We start from the raw sequence: 22,044 nt of genomic DNA, 5'->3' as shown, positions 1-22,044 counted from the left end.
TCCAGTTTAGGAACAGTCCGCCTCATGTTTTTTAACAAAAAAATATTTTTTCTCAAAAATTCTTTTTTGGAACACCCGTTCCAGTATGGCTAAAAAAAATGCCTGCCGACGTTTCTTCGCAGAAGTCGGACCGCTAGCGGAAGTTTTTGTTGCCGATCAGGAAGCGGAGGCTTCGTTACAGCATGCCCAGCACCATTTCGATCATCTCCCGCGCCTTCGTGCTGTCCTGCTGAATTTTCGCCACCACGTTAACGCTGTGGTTGAGATTGAGCAGCATGAACGATAAGAGACGAATGTCTTTGTCGGGAGAAATTTCTCCGGTCTCCTGCCCTCTCTTTAATTTTTCGTAAAACAGCCGTTCCAGTTCATCAAAGCTATTCTTGACCATGTTCTGCAGCGGTTCGTCCATGGCGTCGAAACTCAGGGCTGCGTTCGTAATCATGCACCCATTGGGAAGGACTTCGTCCTGCGCGGCAAAAGCACTCGTGATATGAATCTCGAAATACTGCCGGATGCCCTCAATGGCGGTAGGAGCGGCGATTAACACATCCCGCTTTCTTTGCGACAACTTTTTGTAGTGCTGGATCGCCTCGTAATACAGGGACTGCTTATCCTGGAACGTTTCATACAAACTGGAACGGCTAAGACCCATCGCTTCCAGCAAATCCGGTATGCTCGTCGCTTCGTAACCTTTCTTCCAGAACACCGTCATAGCTTTGCGGAGCACTTGATCCCGGTCAAATTCTTTGGTGCGTCCCATCGGCGCCACCTCCCTTTGAGCACAAGTATATACGAACTGGAACGAGTAGTCCAGTATTTTTTAGCAGCGTCCTCACAACATGCAGACCGCCGGTGTTTCGGCGGCCTGCTGCATTCAACCGATCATTTTCCAAGGGATCTGGGATACAGACCCCTGGATGATGTATTTTTACGGCTGCTTAGCCGTCTCCCCTGCCCAATCTTCCCCGCCTGCTTTTCTTGCCTTCACCGGATGATCCAGCGAGGCTTCGGCGATATCCTTATACGCCCAATATTCAGCAGGCACATCGCTCCAAGGCAGCGCGGCCGTTCCATAGAGCGGCCCGCGGCCGAGCGCGCGGTTCAGTGCCGTTACTGCCTCCGCGCGCGTCAGCGCATTGGACGGGCGGAAGGTGCCGTCCGGGTAGCCGTTCAGAATGCCGGCTCCCTGCGCCTTCGCGATAGCGCTCTCCGCCCAGTGGCTCGCGGTATCGCGGAAGCCACTGCCCGCCGCGGAAGCACCCGGCTTCAGCCGGCTGGCCAGCATAGCCATTTCGGCGCGCGTGATGGCCTGATCCGGCTTGAAGGTGCCGTCTTCATAGCCCTTCATCAAGCCCGCACCCGTTACGGCAGCGATAGCCTTCCCAGCCCAGAAGCCGTCTTTCACGTCGCGAAACGCGCTGGCTGCCGTGCCGGCCGTGTCGCCTGCTGCCTGCGGAGGCGCTTTGGACAGAATGACCGCCATCTCGGCGCGCGTAACCGGCTGATCCGGCCGGAATGTGCCGTCCGGATATCCCTGAATATATGCGGTATGCCGCTCATTCGGGTTATCGTCCTGATCCCCGGGTTCAAGCGTGGACGGAGGCGCTGCCGCTCCTGACGAAGGTCCCCCGGAGCTTGATCCCGGGCCAGGTGCTGTTGGACCGGACGGCCCAGTTGGCGGGTTCGGCGTGCCGGGATCTACCGGGCCCGTGCCTGTGCCTGCCGCTGGCACGGTGAATTTCAGCTGGTCCACAAGCATCAGATCGCCCGATTTCTTCACCGCTTTCAGCGTATGGGTTCCGTCAGTCAAACCGGAAACGCTGTATAATGGCTGTGATACCAGGCGCTGATCGCTGTGGGCGCTGACGGTATTCTTCAGCACGCCATCCAGGTACACGTCGATGTCTCCCAGCGCCGGTCCAACGGGACCCACCAGCTCCACGCCCGTCCCTTTGAACGTATAGGCGAGTTCATCACCGTTTGCTGCCGTATAATGGACGTCGTTCTGATAATCCCCTCCGAACGCGAACGCCAGCTGCATCGTTCCGGCCGGCTGGGCGGCCAGATAAGCTTTGCTTAGAATCACCCGGCTGCCTTCAACCGTATAATCGGTTCCTTCGACGAGCCGGTTCTTCCCGTTCGCTATGCCGCTGAACAATTGCGGCTGCTGCAGCAAGGTGACCGCCACATCCTTCTGGTTAACCGCTGACTTGTCAAACACGGCCGATACCGGGCTGATCAAGTCGGGGATTTCGACTTTGAGCATATCCACCAGCATGAAGCGGCCGGATTTCTTCACAACTTTCAGCGTATGAAACCCTTCCTTCAGCCCGCTCACGCTGTACAGCTTCTGCTGCGGCTGGCGCTGCTCGCTGTATGAGCTCACGGTTTTCTGAAACTCGCCGTCCAGGTAAATATCCACGTCTCCCTGCGACGGGTCGATCTCGGTAAAGAACTGGATGCCCGTTCCCCGGAACGTATGCTCAAAGGAATCGCCGTTGGCTTCCGTATAGTGTACATCGTCCTTGTAGTCACCGAAATTCCTTCCGGTGCTGCGGTTCCAGGCTCCATGATAGACGATACCCGGATCGTCATCGTTCAGAGTCGTATAGCGCACCGTCTCCGCACCGGTCATATGGACGGTCAGCGTCTGCGGATCGCCAGCGCTGAACATAAATTTGAGCGTGATGTCATCACCCGGCAGCCCCGCCAAAAATTCCTTTTTGATCGTCACCGTATCCTGGTCAACGGCATACTCATTCTCCATTAAAGGCTGCCCGTCGTATTCTACGGCGGTCAAGGTGTTGCCGTTAAGCCCCAGCTTCACGGACAAGTCCTGCTGCTGGCCGGCGCTTTTGTCGAAGCTGGCCTCCTTCGGGTCGATCGAGCTGTTCTGCGCCGCTTTGCCGCGGATGTCCACGCTCAGCGCCTCGCTGTCCCCGCCTTCAAACCTAAATCTCAATGCTGCCGGACCCTCCGGCTGCTTGGCAAGATAAGCTTTGCTGATGGTTACCGTGCCGCCGCTTACCGTATAATCGCTGCCGTTCTTCAGCACATCGGCGCCGTTCTGAATGGCCGTAAGCGACCCGCTCCCCAGCGTCAGATTCACGGTAAGGTCGGACGGATTAGCCGCCTCCCTGTCATAGCTGGCGGACACCGGGGCGATCAGATGGCCTGTCGTCACCTTCAGCGCGTCCAGCAGCATATATGTGCCCGTTTTTTTAACCGCCTTGATCGTATGCGGACCTTCCGTAAGCCCCGATACGGTGTACACCACCTGCTGCGCCTGCTTGCTGCCTTCCGTATACGTGCTGACCGTTTCCGGTTCAGCCGCTCCGTCCAAGTAGACGTCTACATCCCCTTGCTCCGGATCCTTCTCCGTAATCAGGTCAATACCGCTGCCGTTAAAGGAATACTCGAAGTAGTCCCCGTCCGTTTCGGTAAAATGAACATCCCCTTTATAGTCCCCCGCCGGCCGGTCTCCCTGTGACAACCAGCTGCCGCTGTATGTAATCCCAGGATCATCATCGTTGATATACACCGAATGAGTGACCGTCGCTTCTGCGGATGCAGGGACATCGGCGGCGCTCTTGTCCGAAGGGCTGGAAATTGCCTTACCGGAGTCAGAGGTCTGGCTGTCCGCGGCTGCATCAGGCTGCGTGGCGGCGGATTGGCCGGCGCCATCCGGTTGAATATCATCACTTTGCTCCTCCGGCTGAACGGCCTCTGCTTTTTCCGGTTGAGCGCCACCTGCAGCCCCCGGCTGAACGCCGCCTTTGTCTTGCTCGGGCCCTACACCTTGTACAGATGCGGAGTCTTTAATCGTCACAGCCAGATTTTGCACGGCAGGCGTCTGCTCGTAGCCGCCGTTCCGCTGCCAGTCCCCGGTATATCGGATGCCCGTATCGTCGTCATTAACTGCCGATGTTCCTTGAACAGCCGTTACCTTGAACATTCGGGAGGCATGCGGCTCCAATACGGCTGCGTATCCGTCATCAAAGGTTCCAAGCTCCGCATGGCTCCACAAGTCCCTCACCTTGGCCGAGCCGGCCAGACCGATGTCCTTCCAGTTAACCTTGACTTCGGTACTGCGGCTGCCCAGATTGAACAAGGCAACGCTGTAGGTGCCGTCCCCGTTGTTGGCGTACCACACCTGCTGCTGGGTGTCTATCGACACCGGGTGGGCCGGGCGTCCCGACTGATTGACAGCGATCACCTCGTCGTTGGTCAGCAGCTTGAGCCCGTAGTCATCAAGCCGGGTCATATCGTTGCCGATATAGAGCGGCGCCGCCGATATCGCCCAGAAGGTCATGGCCGTCTGGCGCTCGTCTTTGGTCAAGCCGTCCATCGAGCCGTTGCCGACGTTCAGGGAGTCAAAGTCGTTCCAACCGGTGGCCGGCCCGGCGTCCCTCCACCATACCGCTGCATCCGGGAACAGGCGGGCGATATTGGCCCACTGCGTCAGCCCGACATTGCTGTCATAGGCTTCTACATCCCATTGAATGCGCCAGCCGTTGGCATACTTTTTCCAAAAGTCCACGTAGTTGTGGTCCAGCGCCCACGAGATCTCGAACCAAATGTCGTGGCGTGCCAGCGCCTCGGACCAGGCCTTCACGTCCCCGCGGGAGTCGAGGTTCAGGTTGTTGTTGCCCGATCCCGGCGTGACGCTGTCGAATTTGACGAAATCGATCCCCCAATCCCCGAGCATGTCGGCGATGGAGTCCACATACTTTTGCGCACATGGGTTGCTGAAGTCGATTTTGTACGTGTATGAGTTCCAGGCATCGACAATCTTGAGCGGCTGTGCTGCAATGTCGCGGACCCGGCAGGCGCCGCCAGTCCCATAAACTTCGAGATCCTTCTTATAGGCATCAATCGACAGGCCGGGAATCAGATAAATACCGATTTTCTGCCCGTTATGGTGCACATAATCGATGACCTCCTGAAATCCGTTCGGATACAGTTTCGTGCTCGGAATCGGCCTGCCGTACTCGTCCATGTCTCCGTTCCAGCCCGCATCAATATTGATGTAGTTGTATCCGTGGGACTGCAGCTTGTCACGCATCGCGTCGGACTGCTTCTTGATGCTCTCCGCCGACGTCCAGTTGCCCGCAGAATCATACACCTGCATACTGTAGCTGCTCCAGCCCATGTACGGCTTTTGGGCCAGCTCCTTGTTGGCCGCTTCGGCCACGTTCAGCTTTTGTCCAGCCCATCCAGTCTGCACCAGTACCAGCATCACCAGCAGGATAAGCCCCATCTTCCTTCCCAACCGCTTCATCATGATTCCATCATCTCCTCCCAGCATGAAAAACTTAGAGGCGCCTTCGCGTTGTACGGATGACCTTATTTCGGACCGCTTGACGGATGCTGGCTTCCAGGACGCTGACGCCACAGACGGCCGGCCACCGAACACGAAATGACAGCGCTTTCTATATTGCTGATGATAGGGACTTCCTCATTTTCTGAACAGGTACATCTGGGTGTTCCGGCGTACACTTTTCCCAAAAAACTGGTGTTTTGTCCGGACTGCAAAGGTTTTTTTCAGTTATGGGTATTCAAAAAAAACAGCCGTTTCCCAATTCTTCACAGGGTAACGGCTGCCTCGAACCAAAGGGGAGTCCCCCCGGTTTCCATGGCACCTGCATCTAAATTGTCCAGCGGCTGACTTATTCAGGAACGATTAACGGGAAGTATATCCAGCATCGACGTGGATCGTCGTTCCTGTGTTTGAGCATCTGCTGAAGCTCATACTTCATGCACAAGGCTGTGCCTTGCAAATCTACTGAGATCAGCCGATCCCAATAAGATTAGTCAAAATCGGCGACCGGCTTGTCATCCGCTCTTAAGTTAATTCTATTATGAATTAAAGTCGAGCAGTCCGCTTGGTTTAAATCCTTTTTTTGGAACCTCCCTCCAAACTTGATACAAATAAGATAAAACCCACTAAATCCCTCGACATTACAAAGGCGAAGCAAACATTCAGCAGCCGATATCCCAATCCCCGGTTACTATCTGCTTCACTTCCCTTTCGATATCTTCTAGCCTATTTTCAAATAAGTTAATTTCATTTTGGATAAAAGGTGTTATAATACAGACAGAATTTAACTCGAGGTGACGTGTTGTGCATACCGACAAGACATCGAAAGCGTACCTGCTGCTTCAATTGTTTTGGATTTTTTTCAAAATCGGTCCGGCGACATTTGGCGGCGGATACGCCATGATGCCGATGATCGAGAAGGAATTCGTCGATAAACGCAAATGGATGGACCGCCAGGAAATGAGCGATTTAATGTCGCTCGCGGGCTCGGCGCCCGGCGGAGTCGGGGTGAACGCTTCGGCCTTTCTGGGATACCGGCTGGGCAAAATTCCCGGCGCACTGGCAGCCACGCTGGGCATAACGCTCCCTACGTTTATCATCGTTTTTCTGCTGAGCGTGTTCTACTCGATGTTCCGCGAGGAGTCCAAAGTCCAGGCCGCCTTCAAAGGCATTCACGGTGCTGTCATCGGACTGATCGCAGTGGCCGCGTTCAAAATGGGCAAAAATGCGCTGTTTGACCGGACGACCGTCATCACCGCCGCCGGCTCGCTGGCCCTGCTTCTGCTGACCGGACTGAACCCCATGGTTCTGATTGCGGTCGGGCTGTTGCTCGGCATCACCGTCATCCGGCTGAAGAAGCGGCTGGGGCTTCCGGTTCACACCGAAAGGGCACGCCAGGAGAACGAGCCGGTCATCGAATATTACATCTAGGAGGAGTCCCATGCTGTTCTGGCAATTATTTATCTCATTTTTAAAAATCGGGTTTCTCTCCTTCGGCGGAGGTTATGCGGTCATCCCGATGATCCAGTACGAAGTGCAGCAGCACGGGTGGCTGAGCACCGGGGAATTTCAGCGGACGGTATCGATCGCGGGCATGTCGCCCGGCCCGATCGCCACCAACAGCGCGACGCTGATCGGCTACCAGACCGCCGGCCTGGCTGGAGCCGTTACCGCTACCGCCGGCATCGTTCTGCCTTCCCTGCTCATTGTGATCCTGATTGCGGCTTTCTTTTATCGGATGAATGCTAACCCCTGGGTCAAATCCTCCTTTTACGGCCTCCGGCCGATCATTACCGGACTTATCGTCTATGCGGCCATCCACTTCGGTTTCCCCAATCCGTCGGAAGCCATCTATCACTGGACGACCTTCGCCACGCTGCTGATCGGCGTGCTGGCGTTTGTCGCGATCACCAAATACAAACTGCATCCGGTAACCGTCATTGTTTGTTCCGGATTTGCGGGTATCGTGCTGTTTTAATTGAGTGAAATTAAATTTCCTATGCCTTTACGGGGATAATAAATTATTATAGAATGAACTTTCAAAAATAAACTGGGGGAACTTCTATGACTACACCACCAAAAAACCCAGCGGCATCAGGAAAAAAAGACCAGTTTTCATCCGCAGGCTTTATCCTGGCCGCCATCGGGAGCTCTGTGGGTCTCGGGAATATGTGGAAATTTCCGTACATCACCGGACAAAACGGCGGCGCAGCCTTCTTTCTGCTCTTTATCGTGTGCTTGATCGTCATTGGTTTACCTGTTTTGCTCGCTGAGCTTGCCATCGGACGCGCGGGCAGAGGCAGTGCGGCCACTTCGTTTGTGAAAGCGGGCGGCAGCAAAGTGTTCGGCCGTCTCGGCCTGCTGCAGGTTATCGCGCCTTTTCTGATTCTGACTTTCTACGTCATCGTCGCGGGTTGGACGCTGCATTACGCCGTGCAGTCTTTCAGCGGACACCTGTACAGCAATCCGGATTTCAAAGGACAGTTCAATTCGTTTATCGGCGGCTACATGCCGATCGTATGGCAAGCTGTCGCCATCCTGATTACCGGCTTTGTCGTGGTCAAAGGGATTTCCGGCGGCATCGAAAAGTTTAACAAAGTGCTGATCCCGGGATTGATCATCCTGCTCATCGTCCTGATGATTCGTGCCGTATCCCTGCCTGGCGCGGGTGAAGGCGTATCGTTTTTCTTGAATCCAGACTTCTCCAAGCTGACGCCGGAATCGGCACTAGTCGCTTTGGGACATGCCTTCTTCTCCCTTTCGTTGGGGATGGGCATCCTGCTTACGTATGGCGCTTATGTGGACAAGCGCCAGTCACTCGGAACCGCCACGATTGCCATCGGCGCTGGCGACCTGATCTATGCGTTCGTTGCCGGGCTGATCATTTTCCCGACGACCGCTTCGTTCGGTATCGAGCCCGACTCCGGGCCAAGTCTGGTGTTCATCGCCCTGCCGGCCGCCTTCTCGGCCATGCCGTTCGGTGCGTTCTTCGGGGGGCTGTTCTTCGTCCTGCTGGCGATCGCCGCCTTGACGTCGGCGGTATCGCTGCTGGAAGTGCCGGTAACGTACCTGATGGACCGCTGGAAATGGGGCCGTACGAAATCGGTAGTCATCATCAGCGTGCTCGTGCTGCTGCTCGGCCTTCCGTCTGCGCTGTCCTTCGGCATCGTGCCGGGTCTGTCGGAAATGGGCAGCAAAAACTTCTTTGACTGGCTCGACTTCATTACGTCCAACATTTTGCTGCCGGTCGGCGGGCTGATCACCACCATTTTCGCCGGGTACTTCTGGAAAGGTGCTGCCGAAGCGGCCGGCCTCAAATCGGGATGGTTCCGGGTATGGCTGTTCATGCTCCGCTATGTGGCGCCGATTCTGGTGCTGCTCGTATTGCTCGACACAACGGGCATTCTGAAGCTGAAATAACGACGAAACTACAACAAAAGCAATCTCCGGGGCTGTTCACGACAGCGCTGTGGAGATTGCTTTTTTATGTGAATTGAACGTATAACTGCTGATCTTCATGATCGGGATGGCAAGAAAAACTTCCGCTGTACGCGGTTGTCGTGCAATCCTAAGATGGATCCGCTGCTCCACTCGCGGCGAGGCGGTGCGCCCATCCCCCGCATCCTGCCGGCAAGCCCAAAGCAGACTTACTTAGACCAGTTCGAGCACAGTCACCGACTTGGAAGGCAGCTCGACGACCAGGTGCGTCCCATCTGTCTTGAACGCATCGAACGGCTTCGGCGCGATCCGGTCGGGCTGTTCAAACGTGTTATGCGCATCCAGCTCCTCCGAGGTCAGCGTCGTTCCGGTCACCGTCAGCGATGCCGCAGAAATGCCGCGCAGGTCGATCGTTACGGTCGAAGCGCTCTCGTCGTTCAAATTGCACAAGCTGATATGGATTTTTCCTTCGGCGTCCCGCGAGGCTGTTCCCGTCACTTCCGGAATGGACCGGCCGAAGGCGCTGTATGTACCGCTCTCCAGATTCAGATCCAGCAGTTCCGCATCCTGATGCACTTTATACATATCGAACACATGGTACGTCGGGGTCAGGGCGATTTTTTCGCCTTCGGTCAAAATGACTGCCTGCAGCACGTTGATCGTCTGGGCGATGTTGGCCATCCGCACCCGGTTGCAATGCTTATGGAAAATGTTCAGGGTTAGTCCCGCCACAAGCGCGTCCCGCAGCGAGTTTTGCTGATACAGGAATCCCGGATTGGTTCCCGGTTCCACGTCATACCAGGTTCCCCATTCGTCGACGATCAGTCCGATTCGTTGGTCTGGGTCATATTTGTCCATAATCGTGCTGTGCTTGGTGATGAGCTCATCCATAAACAGCGCCTTTTCCAGCGTGGTGAACCATTCTTCGCGGCTGAATCCGGTAGCCGGCCCCTTGTTCCCCCATGTTCCCGGGACGGTATAATAATGCAGCGTAATGGAATCCATATACCGTGCGGCCTCGCGCATCAGCACGTCCATCCAGTTGTAATCGTCCGAGTTCGGGCCGCAAGCGATGCGATGAATCCGGTTGTCCCCGTAGTTGCGGACATACGTCTGGTACTGACGGTACAAATCCGCATAGTATTCCGGCCGCATGTTGCCGCCGCAGCCCCAGTTTTCATTGCCTACGCCAAAATAGGTCACCGACCAGGGCTGTTCGCGCCCGTTCTCTTCGCGCAGCTCTGCCATCGGCGATACGCCTCCGAAGGTCAGGTACTCCACCCATTCCGACATTTCCTGCACGGTACCGCTTCCAACATTGCCGTTAATATAAGGCTCACAGCCGATTTGGGCACATAACTCCATGAATTCATGCGTACCGAAGTGATTGTTCTCCACCACGCCGCCCCAGTGGGTATTAATCATCCGTTTGCGGTTTTCCCGCGGTCCGATGCCGTCCTTCCAATGGTACTCGTCCGCAAAACAGCCGCCCGGCCAGCGCAGCACCGGTACCCGGATTTGCTTCAGCGCCTCCACGACGTCATTGCGAATGCCGTTCGTGTTCGGAATCGGCGAATCCTCCCCGACCCAGATTCCTTCGTAAATGCACCGTCCCAAATGCTCCGAGAAGTGTCCGTAAATGTTTTTATTGATTTTGCCTTTAATCGTGTCTGCGTTTAATACGCTGCTCATCCAATAGCCTCCTCTTTCCCGGTTTTCTCCCACACAGTATAGTAGCTTGTGCGTTATGCCACAATGATTTATACTGGCCAAAAACTGACCTATCGTGCTTTTTATGGAGGAGGCATTTATGATTCAATTAGTCAGCTGCGGGCACAACTTCGTCCACTCGGACGGGATCCGGATCGACCGCAGCAGCGGGGCCGGGAATTACGCTTTTGTCCTTTTTCGGAGCAAAGCGGAAGTGGTGATTGACGGCACGGCTTATACCGTGGATAACAATGCCTACATCTTGATGCAGCCCAGCACTCCTTACATGTACCGGGACTTGGAGAAGCCCTTCGTCAACGACTGGTTCCACTGCGAAGGAACGGAGCTAGGCGCATATCTGCATCAGCTTCAGCTTCCGCTTGACCGTCCGGCTGAAGCGGCTTACCCGGCGTCCGTGTCCCGGGGCATCATGGAGCTTCAAAACGTGAACTGGCTGGGCGGGCCACACCGTTTGGAAATTATCGACCTGGACCTGCGCAGCCTGCTGATGAAGCTCGCCAATTGGCGGCATCTGCCCCCTGCCCAGGGAAATGCCGGCCGGTATCTGCACCAGCTGTCGGAAATCCGCAGCGAGCTGTACCGTTCTCCGCAGGCCTCCTACTCCCTGGACGAGCTCGCGGCAAGCGTCAACCTGAGCAAATCTTATTTTCAGCATCTGTACAAGGATTTGTTCGGATGCTCGGTCTCGTCCGATATGATCAACAGCAGGCTGGAGTATGCGAAGTATTTGCTGGATAACAGCTCCCTCTCCATCGGCGGCATCGCCAAGATGTGCGGATACGAGAACGAAACCCACTTCATGCGGCAGTTCAAAAAATTCGTATCGGCCACCCCGAGCGGCTATCGAAAAAGAAAGTAGCCCACCTGCCTTGCGAGTTTACTCCCCTGATTCCATGGGAACAATAGCAGCAACAATAAGTAAAATGGGGCTGCACAACGAATGAGTGACAATCTATGGAATACGATCAAAAACAGCGGTGTCGTCTGGAAAATGCCGCTGGCTGCGGCGCTGTCATGGGAGGTCGCAAAGTGGGCGGGCTCTTCACATCCTTATCTCGCCCCGCTGACCGCGATTTTGTCCGTACAGGCCACGGTCAGCCAATCGATGCAGTTCGCCTGGCAGCGTGTTCTGGGAACGGTTGCCGGCGTCCTGCTGACGCTCTGTGTAACGCCCTGGCTCCCCCTGAACGGATGGAGCATCGGAGCGTGCCTGTTGGTCGCGGCCTTTGCCATCCAGCGCCTGAAGCTGGACCACACCATGGTCACACAGGTGGCCCTCAGCATTCTGCTCGTGCTGTTCTTCCAGCACAAAATGCCCAGCTATTCGCTCGACCGGATCCGGGATACGATCATCGGTGCCGTGTTAGCGGTACTGGTCCAGACGCTGTTGTTCCCGCCGGATTCCATCCCATCCGCCAAGCAAAAAATGACCCGCTTCGCGGACCATTTGGCAGGTCATTTTATCAAGGCCGGGCAATGGGTGGAGCAGGGATGTCCTCCAAGTGAAGCGCAAACGCTGAAATGGACTTGGCAGGCTCTGTTTCAGGAGCTGCACCAAGCGACCACTGAGTTGGACAAGGCGGCCCAGAGCTTGCGGTACCACCCTTTCGCCGCCAAGAAGCGCGATCTGCTGAACCGACTGACCTGGCAGATGGAGCAGCTGCGATCGGGCTACGCCAATCTGTCGGATATGATCCGGGTGCTGGGGCAGTGGTCGCGGACCGGCCATTTTACCCGGGAGCAGCAGCAGCAATGGGCCGACCAACTGCAAGAACTCGCCCAGGTGATCAAGCGATGGCATACAAGCAGTCCCGGCATCTCCATAGACGGCAGCGCCGGCAAGATCAGCTTGAGCCTTCAGGCTCCGGCGCATTGGGAGCAGGAGCAGTACCCGCTCGCCCTGTATATGAATGCCGGGCAGCTGCTTCAGGATTTTGGCGGGGAATCCACGTTCTCCTTGTCCAACAGCAGTCCGTAGTCCTCCGGCGTGTCCACGTCGAGGAACAGATCCGGCGATCCGAAAGGGACAGAGATCCCCGGCCTTCCGTGACGGATCAGCTGCCGGGCTCCCTGGTCCCCATGCAGCCGGAGCAGCTCCGGAAACATCCGCCGGTGGCAAATGACCGGCGGTCTCGCCAGACCGCCGAACTCCGCGGCGGCGAAATGAATCTCTTCCCGTTCCGATGCCTGATCGTAGCGGCAGAGCAGTTCGTTGATCATTGCAGCCGTGACGAAGGGCTGGTCTGCGAGCAAAATCATAACCGATTCGGCCCCCGCGGTCATCGCCGCCTCCACCCCGCACCGGATCGAATGCGCCTGTCCTGAATGCGCATCCGGACAGCGGACAAGCGTCCACTTTGCTCTAAAGCGATCGCTAACAAGGGCTGAGTCCATCCAATCCGCCTTCCCTTCGGCGGTCACGATCCATACATGCTCCAAACCGGCCTGCAGGGCGGCAAGCAGAGCATGATTGCCAAGCGCAATCCCCCTCAGCGGCAGACCAAGCTTATTCGTTCCCATCCGGCTGCTTTGTCCCGCCGCCAAATAAATGCCGTGGATGCTATGTCGCTTCATAAGATAAGCGCCTCTTTCGGGAAGTTCGGTACACCTGAATTAATTCGGCCACGATGCTGAAGGCGATCTCTTCCGGACCTTCTGCTCCGATGGGCAAACCAACGGGGGCGTGCCAATGCTCCGGCAGGGAGCCGCCTTCGAGAAGCCGCTGTGTCCTGCGTTTCGAGCCCAGGAGGCCGACATAAGCCAGGTTATGGCTGGAGAGGATCCGGATGAGCTCCCGGTCCCTCCGGAAGTGATGCGTCATGATGACCACGTAATCGTTTGGCGTCCACCGGATCCGCCCGGCCGTTTCCTCCGGGAAGCCGTCAAGCAGCGTGTGGGCATCCGGAAAAAAGTTTCGGTCGCACAGGGCTGCCCTCCAATCGGCGACGGTGACCGTGAATCCGGCGGCGGCCGCAAAGGAGGCCACAGGCCTGGCATCCGGCCCGGCACCGAACAGAGTCAGCCGGGGTTTGGGGAAATACGTGTGAACGAATACTTCCTCCGCCTCTCTTGGCACGATCTGCATCCCGCTCCGCCACCCCATCCGGGCAACTGCCCAATCCAACAGAGCCTCCGGAAACGCCCCCGGCCATTCGCCGAACCGGTGCCTGGAGCTGGTGACAAAGCTGTATCCCACAGCCAGGGGGTCCGCGATATTTTTTAGAATCAGCATGACTTCGGTCTGATCGTCCAAATAATCCTTCAGCATTAGCAGATGCCTCCGCAGCGAGTCGCCGACGGCCACAGCCGTAACCTGGATCACGCCTCCGCAGCCCGGTCCTTCCCCCCAGGACAGCGGATCGGCAGCGTCCAGGTCGAAAGTATAGGTGTGCCGAACCCCGGCTGCCAGCAGCTCCGGGACGCGGGATGCGATATCCGCTTCCAGGCAGCCGGTGCTCAACACGCCGACCTGCGTTCCGTTCTCGAACAGCAGCATGGATGCGCCCTCTTTACGGTAGGCGCTGCCCTCCACCCGGGTAATGGTCGCCAGCACGCTGCGCTGCCCGCACTGCTGAAGTGCTTCCAAAATCCGATGAATGTCTTCCAAGCGCGTTCCTCCTTTTAGCTGCCGCCGGTTGCCGGGCCGCCTTCCTTGTTCGCTGCCAGCGCCGCCATGATCGCCCCGTGAATTTCTTCATACGAGGTGCAGCGGCATATGTTCGATTCCAGCCACAGCCGGATAGTCTCCGGATCCGCGTCCGGATGGGCGCTCAGCAGCCCGTGACCGTTCATGATAAATCCCGACGTGCAGTAGCCGCATTGAAACGCCTGCTTCAGGACAAATTGTTCCTGGACCGGCGAATGCTTCAGCCCTTCTATCGTGGTGATGCGCTGTCCGTCGGCCTCCACGGCGAGCATCAGGCAGGATTTCATCGGCAACCCGTTCAGGATGACAGTGCAGGCGCCGCAGTCCCCGTTCTCGCAGCCGGGCTTGCACCCCGTTAAGCCAAGGTGGTCCCGGAGGGTATGCAGCAGCGTCTCCGCCGCACGGACCCAGAGCCACCTGCGCTCCCCGTTGACCTCCAGCTCCAGCGGGTAGATCGCATTCGAGTTCGAGCTTGCGCTTTCCAGGACGTTCACCTTCCTTCCAAAGCATGAATGGCGTCTTTGACGGTTTGCTTAAATAAAAAGAGCCGGTAATCGGCCGTGCCTTCCGTATTGGTCAGCGGCGGTGCCGGGAGCTGTCCTGCTGCCTTGTGGGCCCGCTCTTCCGCAGAAAGCCCGGGGGTGTTCAGTACCTGCTCAATTGCGGCTGATCGGAACGGGAACCCGCAGACCCCGCTGAATGCCGAGCGGATGCGGCTTCCCTTTTTCACGGCAACCAAGGTCACCAAGGGGTAACCGACATTACCGATCTGCCGCTTCTTCACATGAACGGACGGCAGAGATACAAATTCACGGTCCGTCACGGTCTGCAGCAGAAACTCTCCGGGTTCCAGACGGATCTGCCCGCGGAAGACCTGGTGGATCGCAGCCTCCCTGACTCCGCCTTTCCCAGCGATGACCAAACGGCTGTCGGCCACAAGCAGCGGGAGAACCGCTTCCCTGTAATAGATTCGGCCGCACAGGTTGCCGCCGAGCGTGATTTTGTTGCGGGACGTCTGGTCGGCGACGCCCTGGGCCGCCCTGCCGAGCAGCGGGAAGAGGTTCGATCCGGTAACGGCGGACAACGTGACACAGCCGCCGATGATCAGGTCATTTTCGCGGTATTCCATGACACTGCACTCGGGGATCGCCTTTAAATCGACGACCGCACCCGGGTGATCCTCGTTCAGTCTGGCCATCGTAATGATTTCCGTCCCTCCGGACCAATACATCGGATGCTTGCCCTGGGCTTGCAGCGCCTGATAGGCATCGGCCGCCTCTTTCACCGAAGACGGCCGGTAATATTCAAAATCAAAGGGTATCATGGGCCGTCCTCCAGATCCGCTCCGGGGTAAGCGGAAGCCGATTTAGCGCGATGCCCGTTGCTGCCGACAAAGCGTTGGCAAGTGCAGCAGGCATGCCGATAATGCCATGCTCGCCGATGCCACGCAGGCCGAATGGCGCCTCCGCATTCGGCGTTTCGACGAAATCGACGAAATACGCCGGCTGCTCTCCGTAACGCAACATGTGATAAGTCCGGAACTGCGGATTCAGCACCTGGGCCTCTTCATTGAACGCAAAGGCCTCCCTGCTGGCAAGGCCCAGCCCCATGCTCATGCCTCCGGTTATTTGGCCGCGGGCGAAAACCGGATTGATCACCCTGCCGGCATCAATAACGGTTGCCGCCTGCAGGATTCGGTAGCTAAAATCCCTCGTATCCAGCTCCACCTCCACCATCTGTGCGCCGACCGTCCATTCCGGGCCCGGTTTTCCTTTGCCGGTCATCGGGTCCAGCTCCTTAATATCCCGCATCGCATAGCTGCCGCGGCCGATGACCTGGCTTCCAATCGTTCCCCCCTCCGGAAGTTTGTATCCAAGAGCAATCTTGGTGATCTCAATGCCGATCCCCGGATCCCGCTTGCTGTAAACCCTTCCGCCTCCGATTTCCAGCTCAGCCGGCGGGAGCTGAAGTACCCGGGCGGCCGTGTTCTTTAACTGTACGATGGCATCGTGCGCCGCCGCCCGAATCGCGTTGCCGACCAGAAAAGTGCTGCGGCTTGCGACGGTTTTCCACAGCTGCGGCTCGGTCTCCGTATTGACGTCAGTGCTGATCGATACTTTGTGCACATCCATTCGGAGCAGCTCGGCTACCATTTGGGCGAGGGACGTCCGAGTGCCCTGCCCGATCTCCACAGCGCCGCAGAGCAAATTCACGCTGCCATCGGCATTGAAGATGATGACCGCCCCCGCACCGGCATCGGCGGGGGTATTGGAATTTTTCCACATACAGCATACGCCCCTGGCTTTGACAAAGTGACCTTTTGCTTCAATCAAGGGCTGCTCATCCCATCGGATCATATCTTTCAGCTTGGCGATGCACATCGGGAGATTGCCTACCGTACTCCGGTCCAGCAGCGTTTGCGTCGGCGTCGTGTCACCGGGCCCGATAGCATTCAGAAAGCGGAACTCCAGCGGATCCATGCTGAGGCGTGCGGCCATGACATCCATTGCCCGCTCTATGGCAAACGTCAGCTCGGGATGTCCAAACCCGCGAAATGAAGTGGAATACGGGTGATTCGTATACATGCAGAGCGAATCGCACTGCAGATTGTCGATTCGGTACGGACCCGAGCAGTCGCTGGCTCCCGCCTTGCTCATGATCGGTCCCCGGTCCGAGTAGGCTCCCCCGTCAAACCAGTGCGTAATTTCCGCGGCGGCGATTTTTCCATCGGTGGTACAACCCAGCTTGACTCTCGATTCCAGTCCGATATGCACCGGAGAAGAGACCATGTCGCGCTCCCTTGAATTGACCAGCTTGACCGCTTTCCCCCCTACGGCCCGGGAAGCCAGAAAAGCGAGAAATTCCAGCTGAACGGCCGCTTTCCCGCCAAACCCACCGCCAACGAGCGGGGTGTGAACGATGATTTGCTGCAGCGGGATATGAAAGTATCTGTTGATTTGGCTGCGGATAATGTAGGGGGACTGCGACGCGGAATGGATGACGGCTTTGCCGTCCGGCAGCAGCTCCGCCGTACTGCAGCGCGGTTCCATCGCGGCATGGTCGGATTGCGGCATGCTCACCCGGACCTCGATCGTGTGGACGCTGCGGCTCCATCCTTCCTCCATGTTTCCTTTATGGATCCGGTTGTGGCTTGCAACGTTGGTGCCGGGCTCCGGATACACCTCCTCATAATGCTTATACTCGGCCAGACGTTCATGAATGAGCGGGGCACCCGGCTTATAGGCCTCCAGCGGGGACTGAACAAGCGCCAGCGGCTCGTATTCCACGCGGACCTGCAGCGCCGCCATTTCCGCGATATATTCCGCATCCGCCACCACCACGGCGACCGGCTCGCCGAAATATCTCACCTTGTCTAAGGCCAGCGGCGGCCGGTCTTCCAGCGGAGAACCGGTGAGCACCGGGAAATCCTCTCCTGTGATGACCGCACGGACGCCCGGAACACTCCGGGCCGCGGAGGTATCGATCGACAGCATCAGGGCATGGGCATGCGGGCTGACAGCCAAGGCGGCGTGCAGCAGGCCAGGTTTCGAGGTATCTCCTGTGTAACGGGCCGCCCCGGTCACTTTCTGCCCGGATTCCTTTCTCAGAATTTCTTTTCCGATGGACGAGGCGATTTCGGCCCCCTCCTTTCATCCCCATAGTTGTGATAGATGCATATCCTCTACTGCCTATTTATATGGGAAATGCATTGTCCCTAGTATTCGGGTTTATCGCACAACTTCAGTAAAAGAAGTCTATCGATGTACATTCAATGAAGACAGACCGCGTATAGCGGCAGTTTTCTTGTGATATAACGAAACCCAGTCGCTGAAGCTAATACGTCTTAGACCTAAAAAAACCGCCCGGCGGACATGCATTGTCCGTCGGGCGGCGGGTTCATTTCCACCTTCTGTATCGTGGCCTGCTTTCGGGTTCAGAGCTCCGCCATCGAAGCGCCTCCCTCCGCTTCAATGCTTTCTTCTGCCCCATCTGGACTCGGCGGATCGCCGGACTGATCATGCGGCACCGTGACGGTAACCGTACGGGCCGTTTGTTTTCCCGCTTGATCGGTCGCCCTGTACGTAATGGTATACGTGCGTGACTTTTCGGCACGCAGGCGGAATGACGCGGCTGCCGAGCCAATTTCGGCTTCGACAAAGCTTAACGCCCGAGCGAGGACTGCACCGTACCGTGAAGCCGCAGCTCCGCCATATTGCCAAACCAGGTGCCGGCGTTGTAGATCCGGATGTAGCGGTAGGCTTCCTTTCCGTTGACCGGCAGCACCTGCCAATCTGCGGTAGATTGCGCCGGCGATGTCAACGCCGTCCACTCCGTCAGATCGTTGGACCCTTGGACGACCGTGCCTTTGATCCGGGAAAAGTAACTGTCCTGTCTTGCCATCAGCTCCACGCCTGTAAGCTGTGCTTGATGGCCCTCTTTAAAGTCAAAAACGATATAGCCACCGGCCCCGCCCCCGTTCAGGCGGAAGTCGGAAATGGTGCCGACATCGGCATCGAACAGATTCGCGACATTTTTAAGGGTGTCCGCCGCCGCCCGCCCGGTTGAATCGATGAAATCGGCCGCTTGCAGGGCATCGATGACGTCATCGTTCCGGCTGACGAACAGCTTCGAGTTATCCGTCGTCAATACCTGCGGTGTTCCCGGTGTTCCGTCTGCCTTGGTATAGGTAATGTTAAACTTGACGTTCCCTATGGGTGCGTCATCCGATAACACGGTGTCCGCCGTCCAATGGCGCTGATCATCCGTGCGGACTTCTGCCTCCTGACCCTGGATGCTGACCTTCACTTGGCTGATCGTCTCCTTGGAAGTAAAGGATAGTTGAACCGGGTCGCCGGGAACGACCCGCTGCTTCAGGGCACGCTCCGATGCAATCGACACCGAGTCCAGATCGTTATGGATTTCGTGGCGCTGTCCCTCGATCCGGAATTCGCTCACTTCAAGCATGGTGCTCTGCGGTGCAATCATCTGCATCTTCAAAAAGCGGTACGGCTCCTGCCGGTAAGCCTCGTCGACCTCCAGCCTCTGCATATCCTCCGTGAGCCCGGTCATACCGGACGTTAAGCGGGTCCAGGTCTCGCCGTCGTTGGAGCCGAGCACCGCGATGCCCGCGATCCGCTCCGGAAAGCTTCGCCGTCCCTGGATCTGGAAGGCGTCTGCGGACACTTTGAAGCTGCTGCCGAAATCGATCGTGTGGTACAGATCGGCAGCCAGTCCATAGGCCGCAAAGGTATTATCGTCCCCATCCGTGAGACTGCTCAGGTAATCGCCGAAAGAGGAAGCCACCACGACCCCCGCCGTATAATCCAGGCTTCCGTCGGGAAGATGCGGGGTTAACGGCTTCAGTTCCTTTGCCGCCTGCAGAACGTCGGACAGCTTGCGATCAAAGAGCTCATCGCTTGCTTCCCCGATGGAAGCCAGTGCATCAGCATAGGCCTGCTTAAAGCGCTCCAGCGACGAGGACACGTAACCCGTGTTGGCGTCATAAAGCGCTGCCGCGGCATCTACGGCAGACTTCCTGTCTTCTGTCACCTCGAAGCGGACGTTCCGTGTCGCGACGGTCGTTCCGTCGGTTGCCGTGACGGTGAAGGCGTAACTACCGGCCTGCACAGGCTTATAGCTGAACACCCCGGTGGCTGGGTCCAGCTCGGCGCCCGCCGGCAGCCCCTCCGCCTCATAGGTCACGCGATCGCTTGGACCCGGGTCGGTGGCCGAAAAATCATAAGACGTTGCGGCACCCACATAAGCGACCCGCTCCAGATCGCCGCTCCCCGTCTTAAATACCGGCGGGGTCATCTGCTCCCCTGCCTTGACGTTCAAGCTGTCGATGCCTACCTTTGTTCCGGGACCGGTCACCTTCCAGTACACGATGCTGTGGTTGGGGTCGACCTGACTGTAAGTCACATGATCGATGCCCATATCATAAGTGATGTACCTCCACTCGCCCTTGGTATCCGGCAGCGTCAGCGTATGATAAGGCGCGGAGCCCATCGCCCTGCTCATCGCTAGCTTCGCCGGGCCGTTCGTCCGGAACCTCAAGCCGACCAGGAGCGGCTTCGAGCGGTCGCCGTAAGCCACGTTCAGCGGCGCCAGCCAGCTGCCGTTCTCCGTTGCTTTGACCTCGATATACGAAACCTCCCCGTCCTTCCGGGTCGCTGCATTTTTGTCAAATGCCGTATAGCGTTCTTCGACGTCGATCCGCGCGCTGTCCTGCTGTGCTTTGGGAACGAGCTTACTTCCTTCGGCGCCGGCCTTTTTCGGAATGTACAGCCAGAAGTCCCCGCCTCCGTCGACGTTGTCCCAGGCCTGTTCCAGATTGCCTTTGTAATAATAGTTGGATGGCGGGCGCTTCTCGAACATTTCGGTTAGATAAGGAGCCTCCTTCTTCAGGTTCATGCCTTCGGTGTACTTGTAATAGAAATAGATGTCCCAAATATTCGTCGTGACCATTCTCCCCCGGTACATTTCGGACAGCTGCTTGTAGATGATGAGCGGCTTGCCGTCCGGTTCCATGCTCGCTGCCACCGGGGTCCACGGGGTATCGTAGCCCAGCATGTAACGGCTGAAATAATCGGCCGCGCTCAAGATCCGGTTATTCAAAAATTTATAAGAGTTCACGGCGTTGCTGGCGGTTGAAACCGTGCCTTTGACAGGGTCCACTTTCGTTCCCTGTGCCAGCAGCAGCCGCGACAGAATGGCCGCATTGTTCAGGTCGCCGCCGCCGTGGGCTTGGTCCCTCCCCATTTCAACATGCTGTACACGCGGAGTTGTGAGCTTCTCACCGGTCACGGCATCGGTATCCACCAAGCGAAAGAGCGCTTGGATAGAGCCGTTGATGCCCTGGTCGACAGCGGTTTTATTGACGGTGAACCATTCGACGCCCTCATTGTACCGCTCGCGGTTGTCGGTAAAAATATAACCCGCCATCGCCCCGAGCAGCGGATATGTGTGCTGATTCATGAAATGGTTGTTGTCATGCTGGAAGGTCTCGATCACCGGTGTGATCAGATGGTTCGTGAAATCGGCCGTATCCTGCTCCGTCCACTTCAAGCTCTCCGTGCGGTAACTGGTATATCTCAGAATTTCCGCCGCGGTTACCATCCGGTTCAGCGGAATTCCCGTGTGGATGTGGGCATCCTGAAAATACTTGTATTTAGCCGGATCCATCTGGGACCAGATCCGGATGATGTGCAGCGCATTTCCCCGGTATGTCTCGTCTCCAGTAATATAGTACAACAGCGCCTGCGTGTAAGCTTTCAGTCCGTCGGCAATAAATCTGGAATTGATCCCCTGGCTGTCGAACGCGTCGCTCCCCGGCTTGGACGAATCGGCCGCGCTCTGATTGCTCGAGGTGACATCCTTCGCAGCGGAAGAGGAGATAAGCATCGCCTGGTAATAGGAATACCAAGGCTCCTTTTTTTCCAGGACCTGAGTCCGAACGTTTTCCAGAATCTCTTCGGTTAATCCGACGCCGGGGTGCTTGAATCCGCTGCTGACGGTTTCATGAATATCCACCCGGTAGTCTGTAATTGCAGCATCCCCATTACCGGATGCAGTCTCTGCCGCCGCCCGGTTTGAAGGGAACAGCTGGATCAGCAGTGAGATCGTCAGCAGCACGATGCCCGCACGCCTCCAAACCTGACTGAACGGAGCCTTATGCTTCACTTCCATGATCATCTTCCTTTCCTTCTGAAAATGTACTGCCGTTTAAGTCGAATTTGCTCAGTCAACTACCCTCCTCAGTTCCAGCCCTCTGGGCTGGTATGCTTCTTCGCATTCCTCCTTTGGATATAGGAATGGATGAATCCGCTTACAACATGATCTAAAAATGGTCTTCTCCTATCTATCTTAAAAAATGGCCGTCATGCCTGGAATGCAGTTTCTTTAGGCG

General features: G+C 56.9%; 14 protein-coding genes. 5 read left to right on the top strand and 9 right to left on the bottom strand.

Features of this window, described 5'->3' with window-relative positions; all coding sequences use genetic code 11:
• Window positions 1-175 precede the first annotated feature (175 nt).
• Window positions 176-760 carry a TetR/AcrR family transcriptional regulator gene (locus tag IAE55_RS20125; protein WP_145156616.1) on the bottom strand — a complete coding sequence of 195 codons (585 nt, stop codon included), beginning with the start codon at window positions 758-760 and terminating at the stop codon, window positions 176-178.
• 168 nt (window positions 761-928) lie between these two features.
• Window positions 929-5,284 carry a X2-like carbohydrate binding domain-containing protein gene (locus IAE55_RS20120; protein ID WP_200633699.1) on the bottom strand — a complete coding sequence of 1,452 codons (4,356 nt, stop codon included), beginning with the start codon at window positions 5,282-5,284 and terminating at the stop codon, window positions 929-931.
• Window positions 5,285-6,124: 840 nt separating this feature from the next.
• On the opposite strand from IAE55_RS20120, the gene IAE55_RS20115 reads away from it, so the two are divergent.
• The 3 genes from IAE55_RS20115 (at window position 6,125) to IAE55_RS20105 (ending at window position 8,740) form a co-directional block, all read left to right on the top strand.
• On the top strand, window positions 6,125-6,751 hold the full coding sequence (locus IAE55_RS20115) for a chromate transporter (RefSeq protein WP_200633698.1): 627 nt from the start codon (window positions 6,125-6,127) through the stop codon (window positions 6,749-6,751).
• Between the two features lie 10 nt (window positions 6,752-6,761).
• Entirely contained in the window at window positions 6,762-7,298 is a 537-nt protein-coding gene (locus IAE55_RS20110) for a chromate transporter (protein ID WP_105443797.1), read from the top strand.
• Between the two features lie 86 nt (window positions 7,299-7,384).
• A complete protein-coding gene (locus IAE55_RS20105; protein ID WP_200633697.1) occupies window positions 7,385-8,740 on the top strand; it encodes a sodium-dependent transporter in 1,356 nt (451 codons plus the stop codon).
• A 231-nt stretch (window positions 8,741-8,971) separates the two neighbouring features.
• On the opposite strand, the gene IAE55_RS20100 is transcribed toward IAE55_RS20105, so the two are convergent.
• Entirely contained in the window at window positions 8,972-10,450 is a 1,479-nt protein-coding gene (locus tag IAE55_RS20100) for an alpha-N-arabinofuranosidase (RefSeq protein ID WP_089546388.1), read from the bottom strand.
• A 118-nt stretch (window positions 10,451-10,568) separates the two neighbouring features.
• On the opposite strand from IAE55_RS20100, the gene IAE55_RS20095 reads away from it, so the two are divergent.
• On the top strand, window positions 10,569-11,348 hold the full coding sequence (locus tag IAE55_RS20095; protein WP_200633696.1) for a helix-turn-helix domain-containing protein: 780 nt from the start codon (window positions 10,569-10,571) through the stop codon (window positions 11,346-11,348).
• A gap of 81 nt (window positions 11,349-11,429) precedes the next feature.
• On the top strand, window positions 11,430-12,467 hold the full coding sequence (locus tag IAE55_RS20090; protein ID WP_200633695.1) for an FUSC family protein: 1,038 nt from the start codon (window positions 11,430-11,432) through the stop codon (window positions 12,465-12,467).
• Here IAE55_RS20090 and IAE55_RS20085 read toward each other — a convergent pair.
• The 6 genes from IAE55_RS20085 to IAE55_RS20060 form a co-directional block, all read right to left on the bottom strand.
• Window positions 12,416-13,063 carry a nucleotidyltransferase family protein gene (locus IAE55_RS20085; protein WP_200633694.1) on the bottom strand — a complete coding sequence of 216 codons (648 nt, stop codon included), beginning with the start codon at window positions 13,061-13,063 and terminating at the stop codon, window positions 12,416-12,418. The two genes, IAE55_RS20090 and IAE55_RS20085, sit on opposite strands and share 52 nt — an antisense overlap.
• Entirely contained in the window at window positions 13,050-14,096 is a 1,047-nt protein-coding gene (locus tag IAE55_RS20080; protein WP_200633693.1) for an XdhC family protein, read from the bottom strand. The genes IAE55_RS20085 and IAE55_RS20080 overlap by 14 nt, the downstream gene beginning before the upstream one ends.
• A 14-nt stretch (window positions 14,097-14,110) precedes the next feature.
• On the bottom strand, window positions 14,111-14,629 hold the full coding sequence (locus IAE55_RS20075) for a (2Fe-2S)-binding protein (RefSeq protein WP_313960345.1): 519 nt from the start codon (window positions 14,627-14,629) through the stop codon (window positions 14,111-14,113).
• The gene (locus IAE55_RS20070; RefSeq protein WP_200633692.1) at window positions 14,626-15,459 is read right to left on the bottom strand and encodes an FAD binding domain-containing protein; all 834 of its coding nucleotides are present in this window, start codon (window positions 15,457-15,459) and stop codon (window positions 14,626-14,628) included. The genes IAE55_RS20075 and IAE55_RS20070 overlap by 4 nt, the downstream gene beginning before the upstream one ends.
• Window positions 15,446-17,719: a xanthine dehydrogenase family protein molybdopterin-binding subunit gene (locus IAE55_RS20065; RefSeq protein WP_325168668.1), complete on the bottom strand. Its 2,274-nt coding sequence runs from the start codon at window positions 17,717-17,719 to the stop codon at window positions 15,446-15,448. Before IAE55_RS20065 ends, IAE55_RS20070 begins: the two co-directional genes overlap by 14 nt.
• Window positions 17,720-18,296: 577 nt before the next feature.
• Complete coding sequence (locus tag IAE55_RS20060) at window positions 18,297-21,830, bottom strand: putative Ig domain-containing protein (protein WP_200633691.1); 3,534 nt, start codon at window positions 21,828-21,830, stop codon at window positions 18,297-18,299.
• Between the last annotated feature and the right edge of the window lie 214 nt (window positions 21,831-22,044).

Origin of the sequence: Paenibacillus sp. S28 (genome assembly GCF_016624415.1) — a bacterium.
In the GTDB taxonomy this organism is placed as follows: Bacteria; Bacillota; Bacilli; order Paenibacillales; family Paenibacillaceae; genus Paenibacillus_AQ; species Paenibacillus_AQ favisporus.
This window is presented reverse-complemented; position numbering and strand designations above follow the sequence as displayed.